Genomic DNA, 25,291 nt, shown 5'->3' with positions numbered 1-25,291 from the left:
TCAGGCCCGATGGCGGGAAGACGTGCGCGCCGCATCGGCTTCCAGCCGCGCACGCAGGGTGTGCAGAACTTTTGTCGCGGTGCCGACGTCGCCGGGCGCGATGCCCTCGCTGACCCGCGCCATCCACGACTGGCTCTTGCGATCGACCCGGCGTTGCGCCGCGCGCCCGTCGGCGGTGGCCAGCAGCAGGGGCGCCCGCTTGTGATCGGGATTGCCGGCGAGTTCGACGAAACCGCGCGCGACGAGCGCGTCGACCAAGCGCTGGACGGACTGGCGGGTGTGGCCGAGGCTGCGCCCGATCTGCGGGACCGTGGGCGGCCGCTCCGCACGGACGACAGCTGTCAGCACCAGCACCTGGGCGCCGGTCAGGCCCTCGTCGGCGGCGAGATCGCCATTCGCCGCGAGCAGCCGCCCGTGCGTGCGAAGCACCTCGTCGACGAGATACGCCAGCGCATGTTCACCGTCACCGGTCATGACAACAGGTTGTCCCTATGACAGCTTGTTGTCAATCAGAAATTCCGGCATTAGATCCAATAAATCTATACTCTTGACGATCCATGCGACCTGGCTCACACTACTAAGTCGCAGTGAGTTCGCGTTCCGATCACAAGGAGGTGATCGATGGGCACGGCACCCTTCGATCCGAAGGACGATATCGACGCTCCGCTGGCCGGCCTCACCGTCATCGATCTGTCCACCACACTTCCCGGCGCCCAGGCGACGCAGTTCCTCGCCGACGCGGGCGCGGACGTGGTGCTGGTGGAGCCGCCCGGCGGAAGCCCGCTCCGGTCGCTCGCCGCGTGGCCCGCGTTGGCGCGGGGCAAGCGCAGTGCCGTGCTGGATCTGCACGCCGAAGCCGACCGCGCCACGCTCGGCGGGCTGCTCCGCACCGCCGACGTCTTCGTCACCACGTTCCGCCCCGCCACCCTGGCCGCATGGGGACTCACCCCGGCGGCGCTCGGCGAGCTCAATCCGCGGCTGGTCAGCGCCGCCATCACCGGCTGGGGACGCGGCGGGCCGTGGCGGGATTTCAAGGGGTACGAAGCCCTCGTGATGGCCAAAACGGGTCTCTTCCACGCCAAACGCCGGATGGGCGGCCGCCGGGGCCCCACATTCGTCTCCGTCCCCTACGCCGGCTGGGGCGCCGCGCACACCGCGCTGCAGGGGATCCTCTCCGCACTGCTGGAACGCGAGAAGTCCGGGCACGGTCAGCACGTCGAGGCCGACCTCGTCCGCGGACTGTCCATGTTGGACACCTGGAGCTGGTTCACCGAGCTGGTCGGGCTGCGCTGGCCCGGCGCGTACGAGACGGTCGCCGCCTTCGACGACGAGGGAGAGCCGCAGTCACCGCTGCTCTATCCGCTGTTGGTGGCGCCGACGAAGGACGGGCACTGGCTCCAGTTCGCCCAGACCGAACCCCGGCTGTTCAAGGCGATGCTCGAAGAACTCGGCCTGCTGCACCTGATGGCCGAAGAAAAATGGAAAGGGCTGCCGGTACTCCCGACGCAGGAACTGCGCACCGAGCTGTGGGAGATCATGATCGCCAAGGTCGGCGAGCGCACCCTGGCGCAGTGGCAGCACGTGTTCGACACCAATCCGGACGTCAACGCCGAGGTCTACCGGGCGGGCCCGCAGGTGTTCGATCATCCGCAGCTGGTCCACGACGGCCGGGCCGTGGTGTTCGCCGACCCCGAGCGCGGGCCGGTGCGGCAGCCCTCGACGCTCGTGCACGCACAGGGAAAGCCGCTCATGCCCCCACGCCCCGCGCCAGGGCCGGACGAACACGGCCCGGCGCTGCGCGCGCTCGCGGCGCAGGCGGAAACCGTTGCCGCCGAACCGGTCGCGGCCGGCGGCCTGCCGCTGGCAGGCGTGACGATCGTGGAGTTCGGGCTGATGTTCGCGGCCCCGTTCGGTTCGACGATGCTCACCGACCTCGGCGCGCGGGTGATCAAGGTGGAAACCCGCCACGGCGACACGATCCGCAACATCCTGCCGTTTCCCGAAGCCGGGGGCGCGCGCGTCATGCAGGGCAAGGAAAGCATCGCGCTCGACCTCGGCACCGAGGACGGGCTGCGGATCGCGCACGAGCTCGTCCGCCGGGCCGACGTCGTGCTCCAGGCCTTCCGGGCCGGCGCCGCCGAACGGATCGGACTCGGCGAACGCACCTTGCGGGAACTGAATCCCGACCTGGTCTATCTCAGCGCGCCCGGCTACGGCACCGACGGGCCGTACGGCCACCGGCCGGCGTACGCGCCTTCGATCGGCGCCGCGGCGGGCTTCGCGCTGGCCGACGTGCCGAACGCGACGCAGGCGACCGGTTCGATGGCCGACATCAAAAGGGCTTCGCTCCGGCTCAACCAGGCCGCCGCGGTGCCCACAGTCCAGGCCGACGGCGTCGCCGCCCTCGGCGTGGCCTCGGCGATGCTGCTGGGCCTGGTGGCCAGGGCACGGCAGCGGCCGCTGCCCCCGATGACCACGACGATGCTCGGCACGGCGACGCACGCCCTCGTGGACCGGGTGATCGATTACGCCGGCCGCCCCGATTCGCCCACGGTCGACAGTGAGGGCAACGGGTACCACGCGTTGTACCGGCTGTACGAGGCTTCCGAGGGCTGGGTGTTCCTCGCCGCCCCCGCGCCCAAGGAATGGCCCGCGCTGGCCGAGGAAGTGGACCTGCTGGGAGATGCCCGGTTCGCCACGCCGGAAGACCGGAAAACCCACGACGAAGCGCTCAGCACCGCGCTCGCCGCGATCTTCCGCACGCGCACGGCCGAGGACTGGGAGAAACGGCTGACCGCACGGGACATCGGCTGCGTTTCGGTCACCGAACAGGCTCCGGAGCTGTTCTTCCAGACCGATGCCGCGCTGGTGGCCGAGTACACCGTCACCGCGCAGAGCCCGATCTTCGAGGAGCACCGGCGGATGGGCGCGCCAGTGCGGTTCTCCCGCTCCGCGACCTGCGCGAAGGCAGGCTGCCTCGCGGGCGAGCACACCGACGCCATCCTGGCGGAACTCGGGTACGACGAGGCGGCCGTCGCCGACCTGAAGGGGCGGGAAATCGTGTCCTGAACCACCTTGTTTGACAGCGAGCCTCGCCGCGGCGTCTACTGAGAATGACGTTTTCATGCAACGGTAGGAGGTTCGCCTTGGGGGCACCGGTATTCCTCGGGCCGCTGCATCCGCGACACGGCATCCACGAACCGACAACCGGGACCCCGGCGCGGGTCCCCGGATCCGTCCGGCGGACCGTGACCACCGACATGCTGCGGCCCGAGGGCATCGACGGCCCCCTCGTGCTCGCCGGCCGCGCCCGCGACCTGCGGACCGGGCACGACGGCACGCCGGTCGAGCTGGATCGCGCGACGCTGGACGCGACAGTCGACTTCACCGGTGGCTGGGAGCTGAAAGCGCTGTCGACCGATCCCGGGTATCCGGCGCTCGACGGGCTGAGGGGTACGAGCGTCGGGTCCGGGTTCCGGGCGAGGGTGCTCGACGCCGTGCCCGCGCTCGGCGAAGGCGGAGCGCTGCTCTACCAGCTGCTGGACGACATTCCGGTCACCACACTGGTGTCGGGGCAGGCCTACGGCGCGGCGAAACAGGCCGAGGGCGGGCACCGGCCGTCCAGGATCGCGGGGCACGCGCACGGGCGTGACATGTGTGCCGGGTTCGCCGACGGGGGCACGATCATGGCCGAGATCGACGCGATCGGCATCGCACCGGTCGTGACCGGCCCCGCCGCCCCGCCGCTGACCGGTGCGGACCCGTGGGCCTGGCACGACGTGCCACCGCTGCCGCCCCATGCGATGCGCCGTTCCCGCCGCATCGACGTCGATCCCGCCCGGGAACGCGTGGACGTCTTCTACCGGGATTCCCACGTGCGGCCCGACGGGCTGGAAACCGTGATCCACGAATACACGGTGGTGCTCGATTTCGACGCCGCCGAAGGGGTCGTGCGTTCGTGCGAGGCGACACCGCGCGCCCTGCCCTGGGTGGAATGCCCGGCCGCCGCGGCCAGTGCCACCCGGCTCGCGGGAGTGCCGCTGGCCGGCCTGCGCGCCCATGTCCGCCGGAGGTTCACCGGCACGTCGACCTGCACGCATCTCAACGACACGCTCCGCGCACTGGCCGACGTTCCCGACCTGCTCCGTCTCGCCGGGTGACCGGCGGCAGTTCAGCGTGCCAGACGCCGGGCCAGTTTCTGGAAGTCCTCGCCGAGCAACAGCTGGCCCTGCTGGGCGCCGAGCGTGGCGAGCTCGGCTTCGAGGCCCGCGTCGATCCCCCGGCGCAGCGCGGCTTTCGTGCGGGCGACGGCGACGGCCGGCAGCTTCGCCACCTCGTCCGCGATGCCTTCGGCGGCGGCCAGCACCTCGCCGTCCGGCACGACTTCACTGACCAGGCCGGACTCCAGCGCTTCGGCCGCGGTCACCGACCGTCCTAACAGGAGCATCGAGGCGGCTCGCGCGGAGCCGACGACATGCGGCAGATGATGCGCGCCGCCCATGCCGGGAACGAGACCCGCGCGCACCCAGGTGCTCTGGAACACCGCGGCCTCCGCCGCGACACGCAGGTCGCAGCACAGGACGAGATCGAGCCCCGCGCCCAGCGCCGCACCGTTGACCGCGGCGATGACGGGAAGCGGGCTGTCCCGGATCGCGCGCACGATACCGTGGAAATCGCGGTAGATCGCGTCAGTCGCGGCGAGTGAACCGCGCTCGGCGACGGCGGCCAGCGCCGGGAGGTCCCCGCCCGAACAGAACGTGGGAGGCGCGCCGGTGAGAATCACCGAGCGGACCCCGGCGTCCGCCGCTGCCCGCACGGCCGCCGCGACAGCCGCCGCCGCTTCGACGTCCAGCGCGTTGCGTTTCTCCGGGCGGTTGAGCGTGATCAGCCGCCGGTTGCCCTCATCGCGCACGAGCACCGGTGTCATCGCGGTCCTCCCAGGACTTCGCGGCCGTACCGGGCGAGTGCTTCGGTGGCCTCGGAAAGGCTACTCCCGGGCACCCGCACCACGAACCAGCTCGCCCCGGCCCCCGCGATTTCGCCAAGGTGGTTCCGGTGCTCGTCCAGGGAGCCGCCGTCGATGAGCACGTCGCTGTGGCGCGACTGCACCTGCACGTCGAGCGCCGCCGGGTCCCGGCCCTCCGCTTCGGTCAGCTCCCGCAGGTCCGAGACCGCCGCCGCGAGGTCGTCCGGTGTGCACAGTGCCGCGGTCCGGGTCGTCGCGGCGAACCGTTCGTCGATCAGCAACGGGCTCCAGCCCTGCGCGGCGCGGGCGGCGCGGCGTCGCGCGTTGCGGCCGTTGCCGCCGATCCACACCGGAGGATGCGGCAGCTGTACCGGCGCCGGCCGTGAAGGCACGGCCGTCGAAGCCGAACGACTCGCCGGACCACAGTCCGCGCAGGACTTCGAGCGATTCGTCGAGCAGCGCCCCCCGTGTCCCGAAATCCGCGCCCAGCGCGGCGAACTCCGAACGCAGGTAACCGCCGCCGGCCCCGAGTGTCAGCCGCCCACCGGAGAGCAGATCGACGGTCGCGATGGTTTTGGCCGCCAGCAACGGATTCCGGTAAGGCAGCACCAGCAGGTAGGTCAGCAGCCGGATCCGGCTGGTGGTCGCGGCACAGAAAGCCAGCGCGGCCAACGGATCCAGGCTCGCGTGCCCACCCGCGCGCAGCCACTTCAGTGAAGGTGCCGGATGTTCGGTGAAAGCGACCGCGTCGAAGCCGGCCTCTTCGGCCGCCCGCGCGAACTCGGCGAGCCCTTCCGGGCCGTAGAGCCCGGCCGCGCAGTCCGCCTGACCGACCGGGTGTTCGACGGTGAACCGCACCGGCATACTCCCTTCAGACTGCGGCTTCGTCCCGTTCGGAGTCGAAGCGGTCGAACAGTTCCAGCAGATCCACCCTGGACACCTTCATCGACGGCGTGCGGGGCAGTGCGTCGACCACGAGGATCCGGACCGGCACCTCATACGGCAGCAACTCGCGGCGGCACAGCCTGATCAGCTCTTCCTCGGCCGGTGCCGCGTGTCCGGTGGCCAGTTCGACCGCCGCGACCGGAACCTGCCCGAGCCGCGCGTCGTCGCGCCCGGCGACCGAGGCCTCCCGCACCGCGGGGTGCTTCTCCAGCACCGTCGCCACCGTGGCGGGGCTGACCTTGAAGCCACCCCGGATGATCGTGTCGTCGGCCCGGCCCTCGATCCAGAGGAAGCCGTCCTCGTCGATCCGCGCCAGGTCGCTGGTCGCCGTCCAGGCATCCGCACCGGCTTCGGCCTGCGGCGTGCACACCTGAAGCAGCCCCGAGGTTCCGGCCGGCAGTTCGTTGCCCTCGTTGTCCACCACCCGCAGCCGCACGCCGGGCTGGGCACGTCCGACACTGCCCCGCTTGCTCCGGCCGTACTCGCGGAACTGGTCCAGGCTCCAGCCCGCGATGGCGCCGCAGAACTCCGTGGCGCCGTAGACCGACAACACGGGAATGCCGTAGCGGTCCTGGAACCGTTCGGCCAGTTCCGGCGCCAGCGGCGCGGTGCCGGAGTTGATCGCCCGCAGGCTCGACAGGTCCTCGGCAGGCACGTCCGCGTCGAGCACCATCTTGATCCCGGCCGGGGTCAGGCTGCCCAGCTTCGGGCGGTAGGTGCGGATGACGTCCACCCACGGCTGCACGCGAAAGCGTTCGAGGAGCACGATCCGGCGATGGTCGCGCATGGACTGCAGGACCCCCCACAGCCCGCCGATGTGCACCATCGGGTTCGCGACGATGCCCACCCCCTGGGGCAGGGCCTTGCGCTCCGACTCCGGCCTGCGGTCGTAGGAACGTGCCGAATTGAGAGCGCTTTCCACCTGACGGTAGGACAGCCGCACCCGCTTGGCCGGACCGGTCGTGCCCGACGTGAGCATCTCGACGGCCGTCCCCGCGGCGTCGTCGAGCTCCGGCTTCGGGGCGGGCGGCTCGCCTTCGGCGAGCACCTTCCCGTCCGGCATGAGCGTGACGCGCAGACCCACCTGGATACCGGCTTCGTTCAGCCGCTCCCAGACCGCCGGCGACGCGACGAGGATCCGCGGCCGGACCCGCTCGAGGTCGGCGGCCATCCGCGCGGTCGGCTGCAACGGGCTCACCGTGGTGAGACAGCGCCCCGACGCGAACACCGCCACCACGGCGGCCGCGAACTCGGGACGGTTCTCCAGCACGATCGCGATCCGCGCGTCCGGCCCGGCACCGGCGTTCTGCCAGATCTCCTTGCAGGCGTCCGCGGTGGCGGTCAGCTGACCCCAGGTCCACCAGCTGCCGTCGTAACTGATGGCCTGCGCCGCGGGATCGATCTCCCACAGGCCGTTCAGCCGGCTCGTCAGCGACGTCATCAAAGCCCCTCACAGGAACGGAAAGATTCACCAATGAATCTATACTCTTGGCCCCGGTGAAGGCAATCGGCCTGATGTCTTCGTCACCACGCCTGTTTCCTCTAGATGAACTAGACTTTCTCCATGCAGGCCGAGCACCCGCGCAAGGCGAAGATGTCGGAGACGATCGCGGTGCACATCCGCAGGCTCATCGCCTCGGGCGAGTTGCGCGAAGGCGAATGGCTGCCGACCGAACCGGAGCTGATGGCCGAGTACGGCGTCTCACGGCCGACACTGCGCGAAGCATTCCGCCTCCTCGAAGGTGATTCGCTGGTCCGGGTCCGCCGAGGCCCACCCGGCGGCGCGCAGGTACGACTGCCCGGCCCCGAGGCCGTCGCGCCCATCTTCGGCCTGCTGCTCACGCTCTCCGGCGCGACCTTGCGCGATGTCTACGAAGCGCGGCTGGTGCTGGAGCCGCCCGCCGCGCGCCGGCTCGCGGAGCACGGCAGCCCCCGCGACCACGCGAGCTTCGCCGAGGAACTGGAACTGGCCCGCCTCGCGGCGAGCACCCCGGAGACCTTCGGCCCGAGCACGGTGCGGTTCCACCAGCGGATGGTGGAGCTGTCGGGCAACCGCACCCTCGCCGCCGTGGTCGGCATGCTCGGCGAGGTGATGACCCGGCACGTGGCTCACGTCTACCGGGAGACCCGTACCCCGCGCGCCGAGCTGAGCCGGCGGCACCGGCACGTCCTGCGGACCTACGCGCAGATCGTGCGACTGGTCTCCGACCGGCGCGGCGGCGACGCGCAGGAACTGTGGCTGCGTCACATGCGGGCCGCGGCACCCTACCTCCTGGGCGGCCGGGGCGCGGAAACCCAGGTGGTGGAGTTGCCGGAGTAGCAGGTCATCGGTAACGAACGGTGCGGTACTTCCGGGTATATTATCTACATTCACTTTATCCGAACGAGCAGCACCGCTGCCACCGAAAGCCGAGGACCAGCTGTGACGAGTCACGTGAGCTCCGGGGTTTTCTCCGGGAACGGCGTGCCGGTGCGCCCGAAGAAGATGGCGGACATCGTGGCGGGCCGCATCCGCCGGATGATCGCCCGCGGGGAGGTCACCGACGGGGAGTGGCTGCCGACCGAACCCCAGCTGATGACCGAGTTCGGCGTCTCACGGCCGACCCTGCGCGAAGCCTTCCGGCTGCTGGAAGCCGACTCGCTCGTCAGCATCCGGCGCGGCCCGCCCGGCGGCGCCCGGGTCACCATCCCCGGCCCCGAAGCCGCCGCGGCGCAGTTCGGCATGTTGCTGACGCTGTCCGGCACCACACTGGCCGATCTCTACGAGGCCCGGATGACGATCGAGCCCGCGGCCGTGCGGGAGCTCGCCGAGCGCGGCACCGCGGCCGATCGCGAGCAGCTCGCCAAGCTGCTGGAGGAGGTGCGGGCCGCCGCGGACGCGGGCGCGTCCGTCGACCACATGATCGTGCGCTTCCACCAGAGCCTGGTGGAACTGTCCGGCAACAGGACGCTGGCCACGGTCACCGGGATGCTGAACGAGATCATCACCCGGCACATCGAGCAGGTCTTCGCCGACTCACGCGAGACGGCCGAACAGGTCGACGCCAACACCAGGCGGGCGCTGCGCGCCTACGAGCGGCTGGTCCAGCTGGTCGACGCCCGCGACGGCGAGGGTGCCCAGAAATTCTGGATCAAGCACATGAAGGCCGCCCGGCCCTACGTCCTCAAGGGCGGCACGGAGGGCGCCACCCAGGTCGTCGACCTGCTGTACTGACGCCGGGACCGGCCTGTCGGCGTCACCGGGCAGGCGCTTCTGGGCTACCCTCGTTCCGATCCGAGCCCGTGAACTGAGAGAGGCTGGCGTGACCCGACCTGCCCAGGCCCGTAACCTGGTTCGGCCGAAGAAGATGGCGGACATGGTCGCCGACCGGATCCGGCGGCTGATCGCGCGCGGCGAGATCGGTGACGGCGAATGGCTGCCGACCGAACCCCAGCTGATGACCGAGTTCGGCGTCTCACGGCCGACCTTGCGCGAAGCCTTCCGGCTGCTGGAAGCCGATTCCCTGGTCAGCATCCGGCGCGGCCCGCCCGGCGGCGCGCGGGTCACCATCCCCGGCCCCGAGGCCGCCGCGAACCAGTTCGGCTTGCTCCTCACGCTTTCCGGCACGACGATCCGTGACCTCTACGAGGCGCGCATGGTGATCGAGCCTGCGGCCGCGCGGGACCTCGCCCAGCGAGGCAACGCGGCCGCCCGCCGCGCGCTCGGCGAAGAGCTCGAGCCGCTCCGCGCGCTCGTGGAGTCGGCGGATTTCGGCGCGCAGACCGTGCGCTACCACCGCCGGGTCGTGGAGCTCGCGGGCAACAAGACACTCGCCACCGTCATCGGGATGCTTTCGGAGATCGTGAACCGGCATCTGGCCCGCGTCTACGACGAGACCCCGAACACCTCCGCCGAAACGCTCGCGAACAACCGCAAAGCCTTGCGCGCCTACGAGAAGCTGGCCGAGCTGGTCGAGGCTCGCGACGGTGAGGGCGCGGAGAGGTTCTGGACGAGGCACATGAAGGCCGCGCGATCGCACCTGTTCCGGGACGAGGACGAGACGCAGGTCGTCGACCTGCTCTACTGAACCGGGTCCCGCGCCGCGGTGTCCACAGTGGTCATCGAGCCGGTTCCACCGTCTTCAGCAGCCTGTCCCGGTGCCAGCGTGGGGTTCCGGCGAGCAGCTCGTCGGTCTTGGCGCGGCGCAGGAACACGTGCACCTGCTGCTCCCAGGTGAAGCCCATGCCACCGTGCAGCTGAAGCGCGAGACTCGCCACCCGGCTGCACGCCTCCCCGGCGAATGAAGCCGCCGCCGACACCGCTTCGGCCCTGGCATCCGGCTCGCCGTCGAGCGCGCGCATCGCGGCCAGTACGACCGCGCGGCTCAGTTCGAGATCGGCGGCCATCGTGGCACAGTGGTGCTTGACGGCCTGGAACGAGCCGACGGCCCGGCCGAACTGCGCACGGGTGCGGACATGCTCCAGAGTCATTTCCAGCAGGCGGGCCGAGGCGCCGAGCGCGTCGGCCGCCGCGTGCACCGCGACCGCGTCGCGCGCCAGCGCGAAGGCCGCGTCGGCCTGCTCGCCCGCCACCCAGTCACCGGCACCGACCAGCACCGATTCCAGCTCCACCGAGGAAAAACGCCGGGAGATGTCGAGAACGCCGCGCTGGGTGACGGTCAGCCCGTCGAAGCCGGCGTCGAGCACCGCGAGCACCGCGCCGCCCTCCGCGGTCCGGGCGAGCACCAGGAAGTAGTCCGCCGCCGCGCCCGCCGGCACGAAATCCGCGCGCCCGGAGAGCACGAGCCCGCCGTCGCCCGAGGGTTTGCCGGACAGCTCCGGTGCGCCGGGCTCGGCCGCGACCACGGTCGCCAGCCCCAGGCCCGCCGCGCATTCGCCCAGGCCGGCCGAGGAGATCCCGGCCGCCTCGGCCAGCCCGACCGCCAGCGCCGCGGTGCCGACCGGCAGGGCGGAACCGGTGTGCCCGAGCTGCTCGACGACGACCGCGAGATCCGTGTGCGTGCCGCCGCCGTCGGCGGCCAGCAGCGAGGCCAGCCCGAGATCACCGGCCGCCTTCAGCTGCTGGTCCGTCCACAATGGATCCGGCACCGTCTCGGCGAGCAGCGCGTTCAGATCCGTGTGCTCCGCGAAGAAGGCACGCGCCATCCGCGCCAGATCACGCTGGTCCGCGCTCAGCCCGAGCTCACTCATTTCGCCACCTGCTCCCGGGGAAGTCCGAGCCCGCGCTCGGCGATGAGGTTGCGCATGATCTCCGAACTCCCGCCCGCGATCGTGTAAGCGCGGGCGTAGAGGTACGCGTCCTGCCAGCGACCGTCGTCCACCGCGCCCGCGTCTGCCTCGGTCAGGACGCCGGCAGGCCCGAGCAGCGACAGCGCGTACTCGGCCAGACGCAGGTTCAGCTCGCTGAAGGCGAGCTTCGACACCGGCGCGTCGGTGACCTGTTCCTGCCCGTCGCGCCAGCGCTGCAGGGAAAGCTTGGTGTGCACCGAAAGCGCCTGGATCTCCGCGGCGAACGCGGCGAGGCGGTCCCGCACTTCCGCGTCGTCGATCCGCCCGGTCCGGCCGGCCAGCTCGACGAGGCTCTCCCAGTTGCGCCGGATCGTCACCACCGAAGCGCCGACCCCGCTGCGTTCGTGGGCCAGGGAGGCGTTCGCGATCTGCCAGCCCTGGCCCGGACTGCCGATCATCGCCGTCGCCGGCACCCGCACGTCGTCGAAGAACACCTCGTTGAAGTCCGACGTGCCGGTGATCTCGCGCAGCGGCCGGATGGTGACCCCGGGCAGGGTCATGTCCAGCGCGAACGCCGAAATCCCCTTGTGCTTGGGCACTTCCGGGTCGGTGCGGGCCAGCAGGTAGCCGAGATCGGCCCATTGCCCGTTGGTGGTCCAGACCTTCTGTCCGTTCACCACGTAGTGGTCGCCGTCGCGGACCGCCTTGGTACGCAGGGAGGCCAGGTCACTGCCCGCGCCCGGCTCGCTGAACAGCTGGCACCAGAGATCTTCACCCGAGCGGATCCGCGGCAGGTAGCGCTCGCGTTGCGCGTCGGTGCCGAAATGCAGGAGCGCCTGCGCCGCCAGGGTGCAGCCGCCGGGCACCTGCAGGGTGCCGGCGTTCGCGATCTCCTCCGCCACCACGACATCCCGCAGCACGTCGTGCCCGGGATCGCCGCCGTAGGCTTCGGGCCAGTCCGCGCCGACGTACCTGGCCTCGAACAGCTTCGCCGTCCACGCCCGCAGCGTCGCCAGTTCCTCGCGCGTTTCGGGGCTGCGCACGCCGGCCCGCAGCTTCACCTTCGGTGCGTTCGCGTCGATGAAGGCGCGCACCTGTGCGCGGAAGGTCTCCAGCTCGGCGTCGGCGCTCACAGTCCGAGGCTCTTTCCGACGATGTCCTTCATGATCTCCGTGCTGCCGCCGTAGATCGTCTGGATCCGGGTGTCGGTGTAGGCCTTCGAGACCGGGTACTCGCTCATGTAGCCGTAACCACCGTGCAGCTGCAGGCAGGTGTCGACCACCTTCTTCTGCAGCTCCGTGGTCCACCACTTGGCCTTCGCGGCCTCCACCGCGGTGAGCTCGCCGTCGACCACCCGTTGCAGGCAGCGGTCCAGGTACACCTCGGCGATCTCCAGCTCGGTCTCCAGCTCCGCGAGCCGGAAACGGTTGTACTGGAACGACCCGATGGGCTGCCCGAAAGCGTTGCGGTTCTTGACGTACTCCAGTGTTTCGCCGAACACCGCGCGTGCCCCGGCGACCGCGGAGACCGCGATGGACATCCGTTCCGAGGGCAGGTTGTGCATCAGGTGGTAGAAGCCGCGGCCCACCTCGCCGAGCACGTTCGCCGCCGGCACCCGCACCTGGTCGAAGAACAGCTCCGCGGTGTCCTGCGCCTTCTGCCCCATCTTCTCGAGGTTACGGCCACGGGTGAAACCGGGCATGTCACGCTCGACGACCAGCAGCGTGAAGCCCTTGTGCCCGGCCTCGGGATCGGTGCGGGTCACCACGATCACCAGGTCGGCGTTGATCCCGGAGGAGATGAACGTCTTGGCGCCGGAGACGATCCAGTCGTCGCCGTCGCGCACGCCGGCCGTCCGGATCCCGGCCAGGTCGCTGCCCGCGCCGGGCTCGCTCATCGCGATCGCGCTGATCAGCTCACCGGTCGCGAAACCGGGCAGCCACCGCTTTTTCTGCTCGGCGGTGGCCAGCGACAGCAGGTAGGGCAGCACGATGTCGTTCTGCAGCGTGAACGCCGGGGTGCTGCCACCGAAGCGGGCCATCTCCTCGGACACGACGGCGTTGAACCGGAAGTCGTCCACTCCGCCGCCGCCGTACTCCTCGGGAATGGCGAACCCGAGCAGCCCGTACTTGCCGCCGGCCTGGTAGACCTCGCGGTCCACGATCCCGGCCTTCTCCCAGCGCTCGGCGTGCGGTGCCACCTCGCGAGCGAGGAACTCCCGCACCGTCTCCCGGAACTGCTCGTGCTCCGGTTCGTAGACCGTCCGCCGCATCGTCATGTCCTTTCCCGTTTCCTCAAAGCAGTTCGAGAATGGTGGCGTTGGCCTGGCCACCGCCCTCGCACATCGTCTGCAGGCCGTAGGTGATCCCGTTGTCCCGCATGTGGTGCAGCATCGTGGTCATGATCCGGGCACCGCTGCCGCCCAGCGGGTGGCCCAGCGCGATCGCGCCACCGTTGGGGTTCAGCCGCGACGGCGCGGCGCCGATGTCGTTCAGCCAGGCCAGCGGCACCGGCGCGAACGCCTCGTTCACCTCGAACACGCCGATGTCGTCGACGGAAAGCCCGCTGCGCTTGAGCGCCTTCCGGGTCGCCGGGATGGGCGCGGTCAGCATGATCACCGGGTCGTCCGCGGCCAGCACCGCCGTGTGCACCCTGGCCAGCGGCCGCAGGCCGAGCTCGGCGGCCTTCTCGCTGCTGGTGATGAGCAGCGCGGCGGCGCCGTCACTGATCTGCGAGCTGTTGCCCGCGGTGATCACGCCGTCCTCCTTGAAGACGGTCTTGAGCTTGCCCAGCGTCTCCAGCGTGCCGCCACGGCGGACACCCTCGTCGGCGGTGACCTTGACCCCGTCCACCTCGACCGGGGTGATCTCCGCGTCGAACCGGCCTTCGTCCTGGGCCTGCGCCGCTTTCGCGTGCGAAGCGAGGCTGAACTCGTCGAGCTGCGCGCGGGAGAGCTTCCACCGTTCCGCGATCATCTCGGCGCCGACGCCCTGGTTCGGCGCGACGCCGTGGTAGCGCTCGCGGAAACCTTCACCGAAAGCCCACTGGCCCTGCGCCGAAGTACCCATCGGCACCCGGCTCATCGACTCGACGCCGCCCGCGACCGCGAGGTCGTACTGGCCGCTGATCACCCCGGCCGCGACGAAGTGGACGGACTGCTGGCTGCTGCCGCACTGGCGGTCCACGGTCGTACCGGGCACCGACTCCGGCCAGCCGGCGCCGAGCACCGCGTTGCGCGCGATGTCCAGCGCCTGCTCCCCGACCTGCCCTACGCAGCCCCACACGACATCGTCGACCAGCGCCGGGTCGACGCCCGAGCGTTCGGCCAGCGCCTTGAGCACGTGGGCGGAAAGATCGGCCGGTGCCACGGCCGAAAGACCGCCGTTACGCTTGCCGACCGGGGTGCGTACCGCCTCGACGATCACCGCATCGCGCACCGGAACCTCCTTGTTCGCAACTGATCCGAGTTTAGGCAGTTTATCTTTACTCTTGCCTCGGTGTCACCACCGAAAGCTAGTATGTTTGTTTAGATTCTTCAACCCAACTCGGCGACGGAGGGCGAGCGACGGTGCTGACCGCGGAACAACTCGGGCTGCAGGAGAGCGTGCGGGACCTGTTTGCCGACCACAGCACGGAAAGCCGGGTCCGTCAGGTCGTCGGAGAGCGGTCCGCGTTCGACGCCGGACTCTGGGAGCGGCTGGCGAAGCTGGGGCTGGCCGGGCTCATCGTCGGCGAGGAGTCCGGTGGGCAGGGCGGCACCCTCACCGACCTTTGCGTCGTCCTCGTCGAAGCGGGCGCAGCACTGGCTTGCGTCCCGCTCCTGGCGACCTCGGGCGCGCTTTCCTTACTGCACAACACCGGAGCGGCCGATCTCGTCGAGCCGCTCGCCACCGGCGCGCAGGTGTGGACCCCGGCGCTCGCCGAAGGCCGGAGCGGCTGGGGCCTGCAAGCCGTGTCGGCGACGGCAAAGCCCGGCTGGACACTCTCCGGTACCAAGACCTACGTCGCGCACGCGACCGCCGCGGACGGGTTCGTCGTCTCGGCCCGCACGCCGGACGGCCCAGCCCTGTTCGCGGTCACGGCCGACGCGGCCGGCGTGCGGCGGGAAGCGCTGAAGTCGCTCGACGCGACCCGGCCGCTGGGCACAGTGACCTTCGAGAACTCGCCCGCGCGACTGCTGGCCGCGGGCGCGGACGCCGAAAACGCGTACACCGCGGCGATGGACGTCATCGCCGTCCTCACGGCAGCCGACGCGGCCGGAGTAGCCCGGCGCTGCACCGCGATGGCCGTCGACTACGCGAAGACCCGGCGCCAGTTCGGCCGCGCGATCGGGTCGTTCCAGGCGATCAAGCACGCCTGCGCGGACATGGCCGTCGCGGCCGAGAGCGCGGGCTCCCTGGTCTGGGACGCGGCCGCCGCTTTGCACAACGGCCCCGACCCGGTGGCGGCGAGCACCGCGAAGGCCTACTGCTGTGACGCCGCGGTGCACTGCGCCGAGGAGAACATCCAGGTGCACGGCGGGATCGGGTTCACATGGGAGCACCCGGCGCACCTGTATCTGCGCCGTGCCAAGGGAAACGAGCTCGCCTACGGCTCGCCCGCCGAGCACCGGGACCGGGTGGCACTGGCACTGGCCGCCGGGGTCTGAGGTCCGGCCCCGGCGGGCAGGCGCGGCCTCAGCGGGCCGCGCGCTCGCCGAGCAGGTCGCGTACGACGTCGCGGCGCAGGATCTTCCCGGTCGGCGTCCGCGGCAGCTCTCCCCACGTCGCGATGTAGTCCGGTGTTTTGGATCCGCGCAACCGTTCGCGCACGTACTGCCGCAGCGCCACACTGTCCACAGTGGACCCTGGCCTAGGCACGACCGCGGCCTCGATGCGCTGGCCCCATTCCTCGTCGGGCACCCCGACCACCACGGCGTCCTCGATGTCGGGGTGGCGCAGCAGGACGTCCTCGATCTCGGCCGGGGCGATGTTCTCGGCGCCGCGGATGATCGTGTCGTCGATGCGGCCTTCGATGAACAGGAAGCCCTCCTCGTCCAGCCTGCCGCGGTCCCGGGTGTCGAAGAACCCGCGCTCGTCCACCGAAGACCCGAGTCCGGCGTACTCGCTCGACACCTGGTTCCCGCGCACCCAGATCCGGCCGGCCGCGCCGGGCGGCAGCACCTCGCCGTCCTCGTCCCGGATCTCCAGTTCGATCGCGGGCACGACCTTGCCTGCCGACTCCAGCCGGGCACGCACGGCGTCGTCGCTGCTGGCGACGGCGGCACGGTGCTCGTCGGGACCCAGCACCGAGATGGTCGAGCTGGTCTCGGTGAGGCCGTAGGCGTTCACGAAGTCGACATGCGGCCACTCGCCAAGCGCGCGCTCGATGACCTTGAGCGGCATCTTCGCGCCACCGTAGGCCAGCGACTTCAACGACGGCACCGACTTGTCACCTTCGACGCCCAGCACGCGCGCGAGCATCGTCGGCACCACCATCGCGTTGGTCACCGCCTCCTCGCGGACGGTCGAAAGCCAGTCCTGGGGGGTGAAGGCCTCCAGCGTCAGGACCCGGCGCCCGGCGTAGAGGTTGCTGAGCACGTTGGACACCGCGGCGATGTGGTAGGGCGGCACGCTCATCAGCGCCGCGTCGTCCTCGCCCGCGCTCGCGAACTCGACCGTTTCGAGCACGTAGGAGGCGAGGTTTTCGTGCCGCAGCACGACGCCCTTGGGCTTGGACGTGGTCCCGCTGGTGTAGATGATCACGGCGGGAGCCTCGGTTTCCGCGGCTTCGATCGTCTCGGGCACGTTGGCGGCCGCTTCCGCCAGCCACTCGTGCGGGGTCCGGGTGGACAGGCCGGCGCCGGTCAGCGCCTCCGCCTGCGCCGGGTCGGCGATACCGAGCGCCCGGGGGTGGTTGGCCAGCAACTGGCCGAGCTGGTCGGCGCCGAGCCGGTAGTTCACCGGCACCAGCGGCACCCCGGCCAGCGACGCCGCGAACAGCGCGACGGGAAAGGCCGGGCCGTTCACGGCGAGATAGACGATCGCGTCGGCGCCGGCCTCACGGACTTTCGCGGCGCCACCGGCCGCCAGGTCGCGCAGCCGGGCCGCGGTGAGGGCGTCGGACCGCCGGCCGACGACCGCACGGTCGCCGAAGCCCTCGGCGGCCATCTCCAGCACCATCATCAGGTTCATCGCACGCTCCGGTTCTGCCGGCGGGGACGGGGGTTCAGTCGGAAGCCGGCAGCGGCTTCGCGTCCTTGAGCGGCAGCGGCGTGCCGTTGACCGCGATCGTGCCCTGCCCGGCCTTGGTGACCAGCAACTCGATACCCAGCTCGTCGTCGGCGTACCGCTTCCCGAGCTGGTTGCCCGCCATCTGGGCGGGATCCGCCTCGCCCGCCGGCGCGGGCTCCTTGGCCTTGGGGTCGGCCATCGCGGCGCCACCGCACGTGAGGGTGACCTCACCATCCGGAGCCTTCACCACGATGACGGTCGTACCGTCCACGGTACTGGCCAGGATCTGTCCGACTCGCGGCTTCATTGCTGCACCTTCCTGTATCCTCCGGATCTAGTTCATCTTAACTTACTCCGGCGTATGCACCAGCCCCGGAACCGGCGCCGCAGGGCGGAGACACCAGGCCCTGAACGACAATGTGCGAGACAGCCGACGAAGAGGAGGGGCCACAGTGACCGGACCGGAGGGGCTTGACCGCCGCGGGTGGAACCACGAGCCCGGGGAGCTGGGCGGGCCGGACTTCCCTCGCATGATCGAGGCGCTGCGCCTGCTGCAGGCGCGGATGACCGGCGCGAGCGCGCCCGCGGAGACGGTCACCGAAACCGCCGAAACACTGGAGAAGCTCGCCGCCGCGTTCGAGCCCTTCACCGTGCCGGAGGCCGGTCAGATCGTCGGGCACCGGACGGATCTGCCCGGCCGCGGCCAGGCGATGGCGCCGCCCGTGCACATCGATGAGTGGGACGGACAGCACGTCCTTGGGCACGTCACGTTCAGCCGGTTCTACCTCGGCGGCAACGGCGCGGTGCACGGCGGCGCGATCCCGCTGGTGTTCGACGAGGTGATGGGCAGGCTGTCCAACACGGGCCGCCCCCGCGCGCGCACGGCGTATCTGCACGTGAACTACCGCAAGATCACCCCGATCGAGCAGCGCCTGCGTGTCGAGGCGCGCTTCGAGCGGGAAGAAGGCCGCAAGCGGATCCTCACCGGCGCCCTGCTCGACGGGGAAACGGTGGTCGCCGACGCCGAAGGCCTGTTCGTGGCCTTGAAACCCGGGCAGCCGTAGCCCCGGGCGCTTATATAGTGACCGGTTTTGCGCGCCGGGCCGGGAACGGGTGTGCCCGGCACAGGATCTCTGCCACTTTCACAATCGTCCCTCCTGGCATATAGTGCCCTCATTAGAAACGTGGCCGGGAGGGCCGAGACCAGATGAGTGTCAGTTTCACCGAGGAGCAGGAGGATCTCCGGCGGCTCGTCCGCCGCTTCTGCACGGAACAGTCGCCCAGCAAGGAAATCCGGCGTGTCCTGGAATCCGGGCAGGGCTGGGACCGCGGTCTGTGGTCGCGGCTCGCCGCGCAGCTGGGGTTGCAGGGCGTCGCGATCCCGGCGGAGTACGGCGGCGCCGGCGGCGGCCCGGTCGAACTGGGCATCGTGCTCGAAGAGCTGGGACGGGCCCTGCTCGTTTCGCCGTATCTGAGCAGTGTCGCGCTGGCGGGGCAGGCGCTCACGTCGTCCGCCGACGAGGCGGCGAAAGCACGGTGGCTGCCGGGCATCGCCGACGGGTCGCTGATCGCCACCCTCGCCGTCGCCGAGGAGACGGGATCGTGGGATCCCGCCGCGGTGCGCACGACAGCGGAACCCGCGGGAACCGGCTGGACCTTGCGTGGCACCAAGATGTTCGTCACGGACGGCACCACCGCCGGCCTCGTGCTCGTCGTGGCGCGCGCCGCGGACGGGCCCGGCCTGTTCGCCGTCGAAAGCGGCGCCGGCGGGATGCGCACGACGAAACTCGACGCGGTCGACCTGACCCGTGAACTCGCCAGGGTGGACCTGGACGCCGCCCCGGCGACCCGGATCGGAACCGCGGCGGATTCGGCCGCGCATCTGGAGACCCTGCGGGACCTGGTGCTGGTCGCGATCGCCGCGGAGCAGATCGGGGGCGCCGCCCGGTGCCTGGAGATGGCCGTGGACTACGCGAAGATCCGCGTGCAGTTCGAGCGGCCGATCGGCTCCTTCCAGGCGATCAAGCACAAATGCGCCGACCTGCTCGTCGAAGTGGAGTCGGGCCGGTCCGCCTCCTACTACGCGCTCGGCGTCGCGCCCGGCCCGGAGGCCGCGATCGCGTCGGCACTGGCCAAGACCTACTGCTCCGGCGCGTACACCCACGCGGCGAAGGAGAACATCCAGATCCACGGCGGCATCGGGTTCACCTGGGAGCACGACGCGCACCTGTACCTCAAGCGCGCCAAGTCCGACGAGATCCTGTTCGGTTCGCCCGCCCACCACCGGTCGCGGCTGGCGACCCTGGCCGGGATCTGAGGAGCGCCATGACCACACAGCACGAAACCCTCCCGGCGACCGACGAGGAGTTCCGCGCTCACCTGCGCGAGTTCTTCACCACCCGGCATCCCGGCCGCCGGCCGAAGGACCCCGCCGAGCGGGTCGCGTGGCAGCGGGCCTGGAACGCGACGCTCTTCGACGCCGGCCTGGCCGGTCCCGCCTGGCCCGCCGAGTACGGCGGGATGGACCTGCCGTTCGACCGGCAGGTGATCTACCAGGAGGAGTTCGCCCGCGCGAGGGTGCCGGGACCGGTGGCGACCGGGGTCGGTATCGCCGGCCCGACGATCATCACCTACGGCACCGAGGAACAGAAACAGCGCTGGCTGCCCGCGATGCTGCGGGGCGACAAGGTGTGGGCACAGGCCTACTCCGAACCCGGCGCGGGTTCGGACCTGCAGGCCCTGCGGACCACCGCCCGCCGCGAAGGCGACGAGTACGTGGTCAACGGCCAGAAGGTGTGGAACAGCAGCGCCGACATCGCCGACATCCTGTTCACGCTGGTGCGCACGGGCGCGCCCGAATCGCGGCAGCGCGGGATCAGTTACCTGATCATCGACGCGCACGCGCCCGGGGTGCAGGTGCGGCCGCTGCGGGATCTCACCGGCGGGCACGATTTCTGCGAGATCTTCTTCGACGAGGTCCGCGTCCCGGTCACCGACCGGGTCGGCGAGGAGAACGAGGGCTGGAAACTCGTGCGCACCAGCCTCGGCCACGAGCGCGCCGCCGGGGCGATGAACCAGGCCTCGATGTACCGCCGGGTGCTCGACGAGCTGATCCAGCTCGCCAGGGAACGTGGTGCCACCGCCGATCCGCTCGTGCGGGACCGGCTGGCGGACTTCGACATCCGGGTGCGGATCATGCGGTACAACGCGATGCGCATCATCGACAGCATTCTCACCGCCGGCCAGCCGGGCCCGGCGTCGTCGGTCTCGCGGATCCTCATCTCCCGCTTCGAGCAGGATCTGCACGAGTTCGCGGTCGAGCTCCTCGGCCCGGCCGGGCTGCTCACCCGTGACTCCGCCGACGCCGTCCAGCGCGGCCGCTGGCTGTACGGGTTCCTGCGGACCCGCGCGTCCACGATCGGCGCGGGCACCGTCGAGATCCAGCGCAACACCATCGCCGAGCAGGTACTCGGGCTGCCGCACGATCCCGCCATGCCGGCTCGCTGAGGTGACGGTGAAACTCACCGCCGGCACAGTGCCGAGCCCGGCGACCCTGGCCTGGGCCCGGCGCGAGCTCACCCTGCCCGTGCTGATCGAGGACGACGGACCGGCCTGGACCTGGCGGATGCTGGCCGGGGCGGCTTCCGAGGTCGCCCGCCGGCTCGGACCGCGGGACGGCAGCCGGGTCACCATCACCGCGCCCAACGGCGGCGCCATCGTCGCGGCCATGCTCGGCGTCTGGCTCGCCGGAGGGGTGCCGGCGCCGCTGTCGCCGAAGCTCCCGGCGCGCGAACGCGACCGGGTGCTGACGGCGGCCGGCTCGTCGGCCGACATAGTCCACAGTGGACTCGGACTGCCCGGCACGCTGCTCATCTCCGACGATTTCGCCGCCTGCGCACCGGATCCGGGGCTCGCCCCGCCCCGGGTCCGCCTGAACGACCCGGGAATCGTGCTGTGCACCTCGGGCACCACCGGCACCCCGAAGGCGGTCGTGCATTCCATGCACGCGGTGTGGGGCCAGGTGGACGCGGTCTCACGCGGAGAGGTCGACCCCGACGCTCCGCCGGAGCCCGTTCCGGGACCGCCGGCCCGCGTGCAGTGCGCCCCGATGAACCACATCGCCGCGTTGTTCGCCATCGTGTTCACCCTGTGGCGGGGCCGCGGCATGGTCGTCATGAAGCGGTTCGAGCCCGTGCGCTATGCCGAACTGGTGCGGCAGCACGGTATCCGCACGCTCAATCTGGTGCCATCGATGATCCGGATGATGCTGGACTCCCCCGTCCACTCGCTGGCACCGGCGCGGGTGGTGTCCACCGGCACGGCCGCGCTGCCCCCGGCGTGGCGGGAGGAGTTCGAACAGCGCTTCGGCATCCCCGTGCAGACCACCTATGGGCAGACCGAAGCCGGCACCATCGCCTTCGAGCCACTGTCCGACGTGCTGGGCGGTACCCGCCGGCCGGGCACCGCCGGGCGGGTCGTACCGCAGATCGAGATCGACATCCGCGACGACGCCGGCCGTTCCCTGGCGCCCGGCGCGGACGGGCACATCTGGATCCGCGGCGCCGCGCTGCCTGGCGCGGGCTGGTTCGACACCGGCGACCTCGGCCGGATCGACGAGGACCGTTACATCTACCTCACCGGCCGCAGCCGCGACCTGATCATCCGCGGCGGGCTGAACATCATCCCGGCGGAGGTGGAGAACGCCTTGCTGGAACACGGGAACGTGCGCGAAGCGGTGGTCACCGGGCGGCCGGACGCGCGGCTCGGTGAGGTGCCGGTGGCCTGGGTCCGCACCGAACCGCCGCTGGCCGACGGGGACGAGCTGATCGCGTTCGTCCGCGACCGCCTCGCCGCCTACAAGGTGCCGGTCTCGATCTGGCAGGTGGCGGACTTTCCCCGCACGGACAACGGAAAGATTCGCAGGCACGAGCTGGAAGGGAACGCGCGCCCATGACAGCCGAGCTCGCCGCGGTGGTGACCGACCCGGCGTCGATGCCGCCCGCCCGCCTGCGGGCCTGGGCCGGGTCCGAACCGGATCGTCCGTTCTTGTCCGAGGTGACCGGTCGCGCCGCGACATACGGCGAAACCTGGGACGGGGTAAGGAGATGGGTCGGCTGGCTGCGCTCGCTCGGCGTGCGCGAAGGCAGCCGGGTGGCCACGCTCCTGCCGTCCTCGATCGACTCGACGCTGGCCTGGCTCGCGCTCGGTTGTCTCGGCGCCCTGGAGGTCCCGGTCAACCCCGAGCTGACCGGCGAGTTCCTCGAACACGTCCTCGACGACGCCGCGCCGTCGCTGGTGCTGTCCCGGCCGGAGTTCGCCGAGCGCCTCAGCAGCTGCCGCCCCGCGCTCGACATCCGGACGGTCGAACGCGGTGGCGCCGCGGCGCTCGCCGCCGCCCCGGCGGAGCTGACGACGCTGCCGCGCCCCGAGGACGCCGCGTGCGTGATCTACACCTCCGGAACTTCCGGGCCCGCCAAAGGGGTCGTGCTCCGGTGGGCGCAGTTCGCCGCGGTCATCGGCCGCCTCCCGCTCGTTCCCGAAGACGTGACCTACGCCTGCCATCCGATGTTCCACGTCACCGGCCGGACGCCGCTGGTGACCATGTGCGACGTCGGCGGGCAGGTGGTGTTCCGGGAGCGCTTCTCGGCGAGCGCCACCATGGACGACGTGCGCCGGTTCGGCTGCACGACCGGGACGTTCCTCGCGGGGCTGCTGTTGCCGCAGCCGCCGCGGCCCGACGACAAGGACAACCCGCTCCGGCTCGTGTTCGCGGGTCATCACAGCGGATTCGCCGAACAGTTCGCCGAACGTTTCGCCGTGTCGGTGGCCGACTCCTACGGCTCGACCGAGGCCGGTTTTCCGTTGGTACGCCTGGGATCGCCGCCGGACCACGAGCACGTCTGGTGCGGCCGGGTGCGGGCGGGATACCAGGCCGAGGTGGTGGACGAGCACGGCACGCCGGTCGCGAACGGGACCGCGGGCGAGCTGTGGATCAAGGGCGACAGCAGGCTGATGCTGATGGAGCGGTACCTCAACCACCCCGGCGCCACGGAGAAAGCGTTTTCCGGCGACTGGTACCGCACCGGGGACATCGTGATCCGCCATCCCGGCGGCGATTTCGAGTTCCTCGACCGGGCCCGCGACACCCTCCGCCGGCTGGGCGAGAACATCTCGTCCACCGCGGTGGAGTCCGTGGTGGACCGCCATCCGGCGCTGAGCGCCTCGGCCGTGATCGGCGTCCCGGACCGGGTCGCCGGACACGAGGTGCTGCTGGTGGTGGAGCCCGCCGGCGGAGCGCGGGTCGAGGCGGCCGAGCTCTACGAGTGGCTGGTGGACCGGGTGCCGAAGCACGCGCTCCCCCGCTACGTGGTGATCACCGGCGCACTGCCACGCACGCCGACGGGCAAGGTCCGGAAGTCGGCGGTGCTCGACGGGATCGAGCTGGCCACGGCGTGGAGTCCCGCCGGAAGGTGACCTGTCGCAACGCGACCGGCGGTCACCTGATGTCCACAGAGGACAGATCACCCGGTGCGCAGATGGGGCTCGAGTGCCCGCAGATGCCGGGACATCCGGTGGCGGGCGAGGCTCGGGTCACCGGCCAGCACGGCTTCGGCGATCGCTTCGTGCGCGTCCGCCGAAGCCGCGGCGAGCCGCGCCGGGTCCTCGTGCGCGGCCGCGTCGGAACGATATTTGCTGACCCGCGAGAGCACCGCGATGAACAGGGTCAGCAACGTGTTCCCGGCGAGTTCGGCCAGTGCCACGTGAACGGCGCCGTGCGTGTCCCGCGCCGGATCCCCGTTCACCCGTTCGGCCCGCAACGCCTCCGCCAGCACGGTGGTGTCCACATCGGACACCTGCCGCGCGGCGAGCGCGACCGTTTCCAGCTCGATGGCCGTGCGGGTCTCGCAGATCGCCGCGACGTCCACCTTGAGGTACTGCAGGTAAAGCGCCAGCGCGTCGACCACCTGGGCCGGATCCGGGGCCGTGGCGGCCAGACCGCCTGCCGCGCCCCGGCGCATCCGGGCGATCCCGTTGTGTTCCAGGATCCGCACCGCCTGGCGGAAGACCGAGCGGCCGATGCCGAGGCGCGCCAGAAGTTCCGGCTCGCTGCCGAGCAGGGTTCCCGGCTCGTGCGCCCGTTCGGCGATCTCGCGCGACAGCAGCAGCGCGATCTGCTCGGCCCGCTTTCCGGTGCCACCGGTGCCCGCCACCGTGGCCGGATTGCCGTGGCGGCGCAGATAATCGGTGATCCACGCGCGGTCGGCGGCCAGGTGCCGGGTCATCCGTCGTTCCGTCGCGGCCTCGTCCCCGGAGATGACGGCGTCGATGATCGCCAGCCAGCCGCGCCGCCGGGCCGATGCGACCTCGGGCGCCAGTTCGAGCCCGGACGGGGCACCGGCGAGCATCCCCGTCACCCGCATCAGGGTGGGCAGGAAGATCGCCAGCGCCGGGTTGCCGCTCAGCTTGCCGAGGGTCACTTCGAACCGTTCGCCGAACGCCCCGGGCCGGTCCGTCATCTCCCGCAGCCGGACCACATCGTCCTCGGTGATGCGCCGGGCCGCGAGTTTGCCCGCCAGCACCTGGAGGATGGTGCGCGTCTCGTAGAGCTCGTCGACCGACACGTTCGCGAAGTAGAAATAGGCGGCGACCGATTCGGCGACGACCGCGGCGGCAGGGGCGCGGACGACGAGGCCGCCGCTACGGCCGCGCTGCATCGCGGCCACCTGTTTGTATTCGAGGATTCCGACTGCTTCACGGAAAGTGGCGCGGGAGATGCCGAACCGCCCGAGGAGGGCCGCTTCGCTGCCGAGGTTCCGGCCGACGGGCCAGCCCTGCCCGACGATCTCGTCCTCGATCGAACGGGCGAGGCGCTCGGCCAGTTTCGGTCCGCCGCCCGGGTGCCGCCGCCGGAAGTCTGACTCATCCATGATCCCGTCAA

Annotated in this window: 22 protein-coding genes; 11 read left to right on the top strand and 11 right to left on the bottom strand. The window is 70.9% G+C overall.

The window, feature by feature from the left end; translation table 11 throughout:
* A complete protein-coding gene (locus VHD82_RS14770; RefSeq protein ID WP_325702860.1) occupies window positions 1-474 on the bottom strand; it encodes a helix-turn-helix domain-containing protein in 474 nt (157 codons plus the stop codon).
* Window positions 475-621: 147 nt separating this feature from the next.
* Between VHD82_RS14770 and VHD82_RS14765 the strand changes: the two genes are divergently transcribed.
* Window positions 622-3,069, top strand: coding sequence for a CaiB/BaiF CoA transferase family protein (locus VHD82_RS14765; protein WP_325702857.1), 2,448 nt, complete (start codon window positions 622-624; stop codon window positions 3,067-3,069).
* A 77-nt stretch (window positions 3,070-3,146) separates the two neighbouring features.
* The gene (locus tag VHD82_RS14760) at window positions 3,147-4,160 is read left to right on the top strand and encodes a DUF2889 domain-containing protein (protein ID WP_325702855.1); all 1,014 of its coding nucleotides are present in this window, start codon (window positions 3,147-3,149) and stop codon (window positions 4,158-4,160) included.
* An 11-nt stretch (window positions 4,161-4,171) separates the two neighbouring features.
* On the opposite strand, the gene VHD82_RS14755 is transcribed toward VHD82_RS14760, so the two are convergent.
* From VHD82_RS14755 to VHD82_RS14745, 3 genes are read right to left on the bottom strand one after another with little or no spacing between them, the layout of a single operon-like run.
* A complete protein-coding gene (locus VHD82_RS14755) occupies window positions 4,172-4,927 on the bottom strand; it encodes an enoyl-CoA hydratase/isomerase family protein (protein WP_325702852.1) in 756 nt (251 codons plus the stop codon).
* Between the two features lie 60 nt (window positions 4,928-4,987).
* Complete coding sequence (locus tag VHD82_RS36805; RefSeq protein ID WP_414637513.1) at window positions 4,988-5,830, bottom strand: TIGR03619 family F420-dependent LLM class oxidoreductase; 843 nt, start codon at window positions 5,828-5,830, stop codon at window positions 4,988-4,990.
* Window positions 5,831-5,837: 7 nt separating this feature from the next.
* Window positions 5,838-7,352, bottom strand: a complete 1,515-nt coding sequence (locus tag VHD82_RS14745) for a fatty acid--CoA ligase family protein (RefSeq protein WP_325702846.1) — start codon at window positions 7,350-7,352, stop codon at window positions 5,838-5,840.
* A gap of 123 nt (window positions 7,353-7,475) precedes the next feature.
* Here VHD82_RS14745 and VHD82_RS14740 point away from each other — a divergent pair, with 123 nt between their 5' ends.
* The 3 genes from VHD82_RS14740 (at window position 7,476) to VHD82_RS14730 (ending at window position 9,978) form a co-directional block, all read left to right on the top strand.
* On the top strand, window positions 7,476-8,231 hold the full coding sequence (locus VHD82_RS14740; RefSeq protein ID WP_325702843.1) for a FadR/GntR family transcriptional regulator: 756 nt from the start codon (window positions 7,476-7,478) through the stop codon (window positions 8,229-8,231).
* 102 nt (window positions 8,232-8,333) lie between these two features.
* Complete coding sequence (locus tag VHD82_RS14735) at window positions 8,334-9,125, top strand: FadR/GntR family transcriptional regulator (RefSeq protein ID WP_325702840.1); 792 nt, start codon at window positions 8,334-8,336, stop codon at window positions 9,123-9,125.
* Between the two features lie 88 nt (window positions 9,126-9,213).
* On the top strand, window positions 9,214-9,978 hold the full coding sequence (locus VHD82_RS14730; RefSeq protein ID WP_325702837.1) for a FadR/GntR family transcriptional regulator: 765 nt from the start codon (window positions 9,214-9,216) through the stop codon (window positions 9,976-9,978).
* A 31-nt stretch (window positions 9,979-10,009) separates the two neighbouring features.
* On the opposite strand, the gene VHD82_RS14725 is transcribed toward VHD82_RS14730, so the two are convergent.
* Genes VHD82_RS14725 through VHD82_RS14710 form a run of 4 tightly spaced genes read right to left on the bottom strand, consistent with a single transcriptional unit; the run spans window position 10,010 to window position 14,577 of the window.
* Entirely contained in the window at window positions 10,010-11,101 is a 1,092-nt protein-coding gene (locus VHD82_RS14725) for an acyl-CoA dehydrogenase family protein (RefSeq protein WP_325702834.1), read from the bottom strand.
* Complete coding sequence (locus tag VHD82_RS14720; protein ID WP_325702831.1) at window positions 11,098-12,273, bottom strand: acyl-CoA dehydrogenase family protein; 1,176 nt, start codon at window positions 12,271-12,273, stop codon at window positions 11,098-11,100. The genes VHD82_RS14725 and VHD82_RS14720 overlap by 4 nt, the downstream gene beginning before the upstream one ends.
* A complete protein-coding gene (locus VHD82_RS14715; protein WP_325702901.1) occupies window positions 12,270-13,412 on the bottom strand; it encodes an acyl-CoA dehydrogenase family protein in 1,143 nt (380 codons plus the stop codon). The genes VHD82_RS14720 and VHD82_RS14715 overlap by 4 nt, the downstream gene beginning before the upstream one ends.
* Window positions 13,413-13,434: 22 nt before the next feature.
* Window positions 13,435-14,577, bottom strand: a complete 1,143-nt coding sequence (locus tag VHD82_RS14710) for a thiolase family protein (RefSeq protein WP_325702828.1) — start codon at window positions 14,575-14,577, stop codon at window positions 13,435-13,437.
* Between the two features lie 131 nt (window positions 14,578-14,708).
* On the opposite strand from VHD82_RS14710, the gene VHD82_RS14705 reads away from it, so the two are divergent.
* Entirely contained in the window at window positions 14,709-15,788 is a 1,080-nt protein-coding gene (locus tag VHD82_RS14705) for an acyl-CoA dehydrogenase (protein WP_325702824.1), read from the top strand.
* Between the two features lie 28 nt (window positions 15,789-15,816).
* On the opposite strand, the gene VHD82_RS14700 is transcribed toward VHD82_RS14705, so the two are convergent.
* Window positions 15,817-17,313, bottom strand: a complete 1,497-nt coding sequence (locus VHD82_RS14700; RefSeq protein WP_325702821.1) for a long-chain fatty acid--CoA ligase — start codon at window positions 17,311-17,313, stop codon at window positions 15,817-15,819.
* A 34-nt stretch (window positions 17,314-17,347) separates the two neighbouring features.
* A complete protein-coding gene (locus VHD82_RS14695; protein ID WP_325702818.1) occupies window positions 17,348-17,659 on the bottom strand; it encodes a hypothetical protein in 312 nt (103 codons plus the stop codon).
* 145 nt (window positions 17,660-17,804) lie between these two features.
* On the opposite strand from VHD82_RS14695, the gene VHD82_RS14690 reads away from it, so the two are divergent.
* The 5 genes from VHD82_RS14690 (at window position 17,805) to VHD82_RS14670 (ending at window position 23,826) form a co-directional block, all read left to right on the top strand.
* Entirely contained in the window at window positions 17,805-18,416 is a 612-nt protein-coding gene (locus VHD82_RS14690; RefSeq protein ID WP_325702815.1) for a PaaI family thioesterase, read from the top strand.
* A gap of 143 nt (window positions 18,417-18,559) precedes the next feature.
* Window positions 18,560-19,669 (top strand): acyl-CoA dehydrogenase family protein, encoded by a 1,110-nt coding sequence (locus VHD82_RS14685; protein WP_325702812.1) that lies wholly within the window; start codon window positions 18,560-18,562, stop codon window positions 19,667-19,669.
* Between the two features lie 8 nt (window positions 19,670-19,677).
* A complete protein-coding gene (locus VHD82_RS14680) occupies window positions 19,678-20,859 on the top strand; it encodes an acyl-CoA dehydrogenase family protein (RefSeq protein WP_325702810.1) in 1,182 nt (393 codons plus the stop codon).
* A gap of 7 nt (window positions 20,860-20,866) precedes the next feature.
* Window positions 20,867-22,306, top strand: coding sequence for a class I adenylate-forming enzyme family protein (locus tag VHD82_RS14675; RefSeq protein ID WP_325702807.1), 1,440 nt, complete (start codon window positions 20,867-20,869; stop codon window positions 22,304-22,306).
* Window positions 22,303-23,826, top strand: coding sequence for an AMP-binding protein (locus VHD82_RS14670; RefSeq protein ID WP_325702804.1), 1,524 nt, complete (start codon window positions 22,303-22,305; stop codon window positions 23,824-23,826). The genes VHD82_RS14675 and VHD82_RS14670 overlap by 4 nt, the downstream gene beginning before the upstream one ends.
* A 47-nt stretch (window positions 23,827-23,873) precedes the next feature.
* Here the strand turns inward: VHD82_RS14670 and VHD82_RS14665 are convergent, their stop codons facing one another.
* Entirely contained in the window at window positions 23,874-25,280 is a 1,407-nt protein-coding gene (locus VHD82_RS14665) for a FadR/GntR family transcriptional regulator (protein WP_325702802.1), read from the bottom strand.
* Between the last annotated feature and the right edge of the window lie 11 nt (window positions 25,281-25,291).

This window comes from Amycolatopsis sp. (assembly GCF_035546795.1).
Lineage (GTDB): Bacteria > Actinomycetota > Actinomycetes > Mycobacteriales > Pseudonocardiaceae > Amycolatopsis_E.
This window is presented reverse-complemented; position numbering and strand designations above follow the sequence as displayed.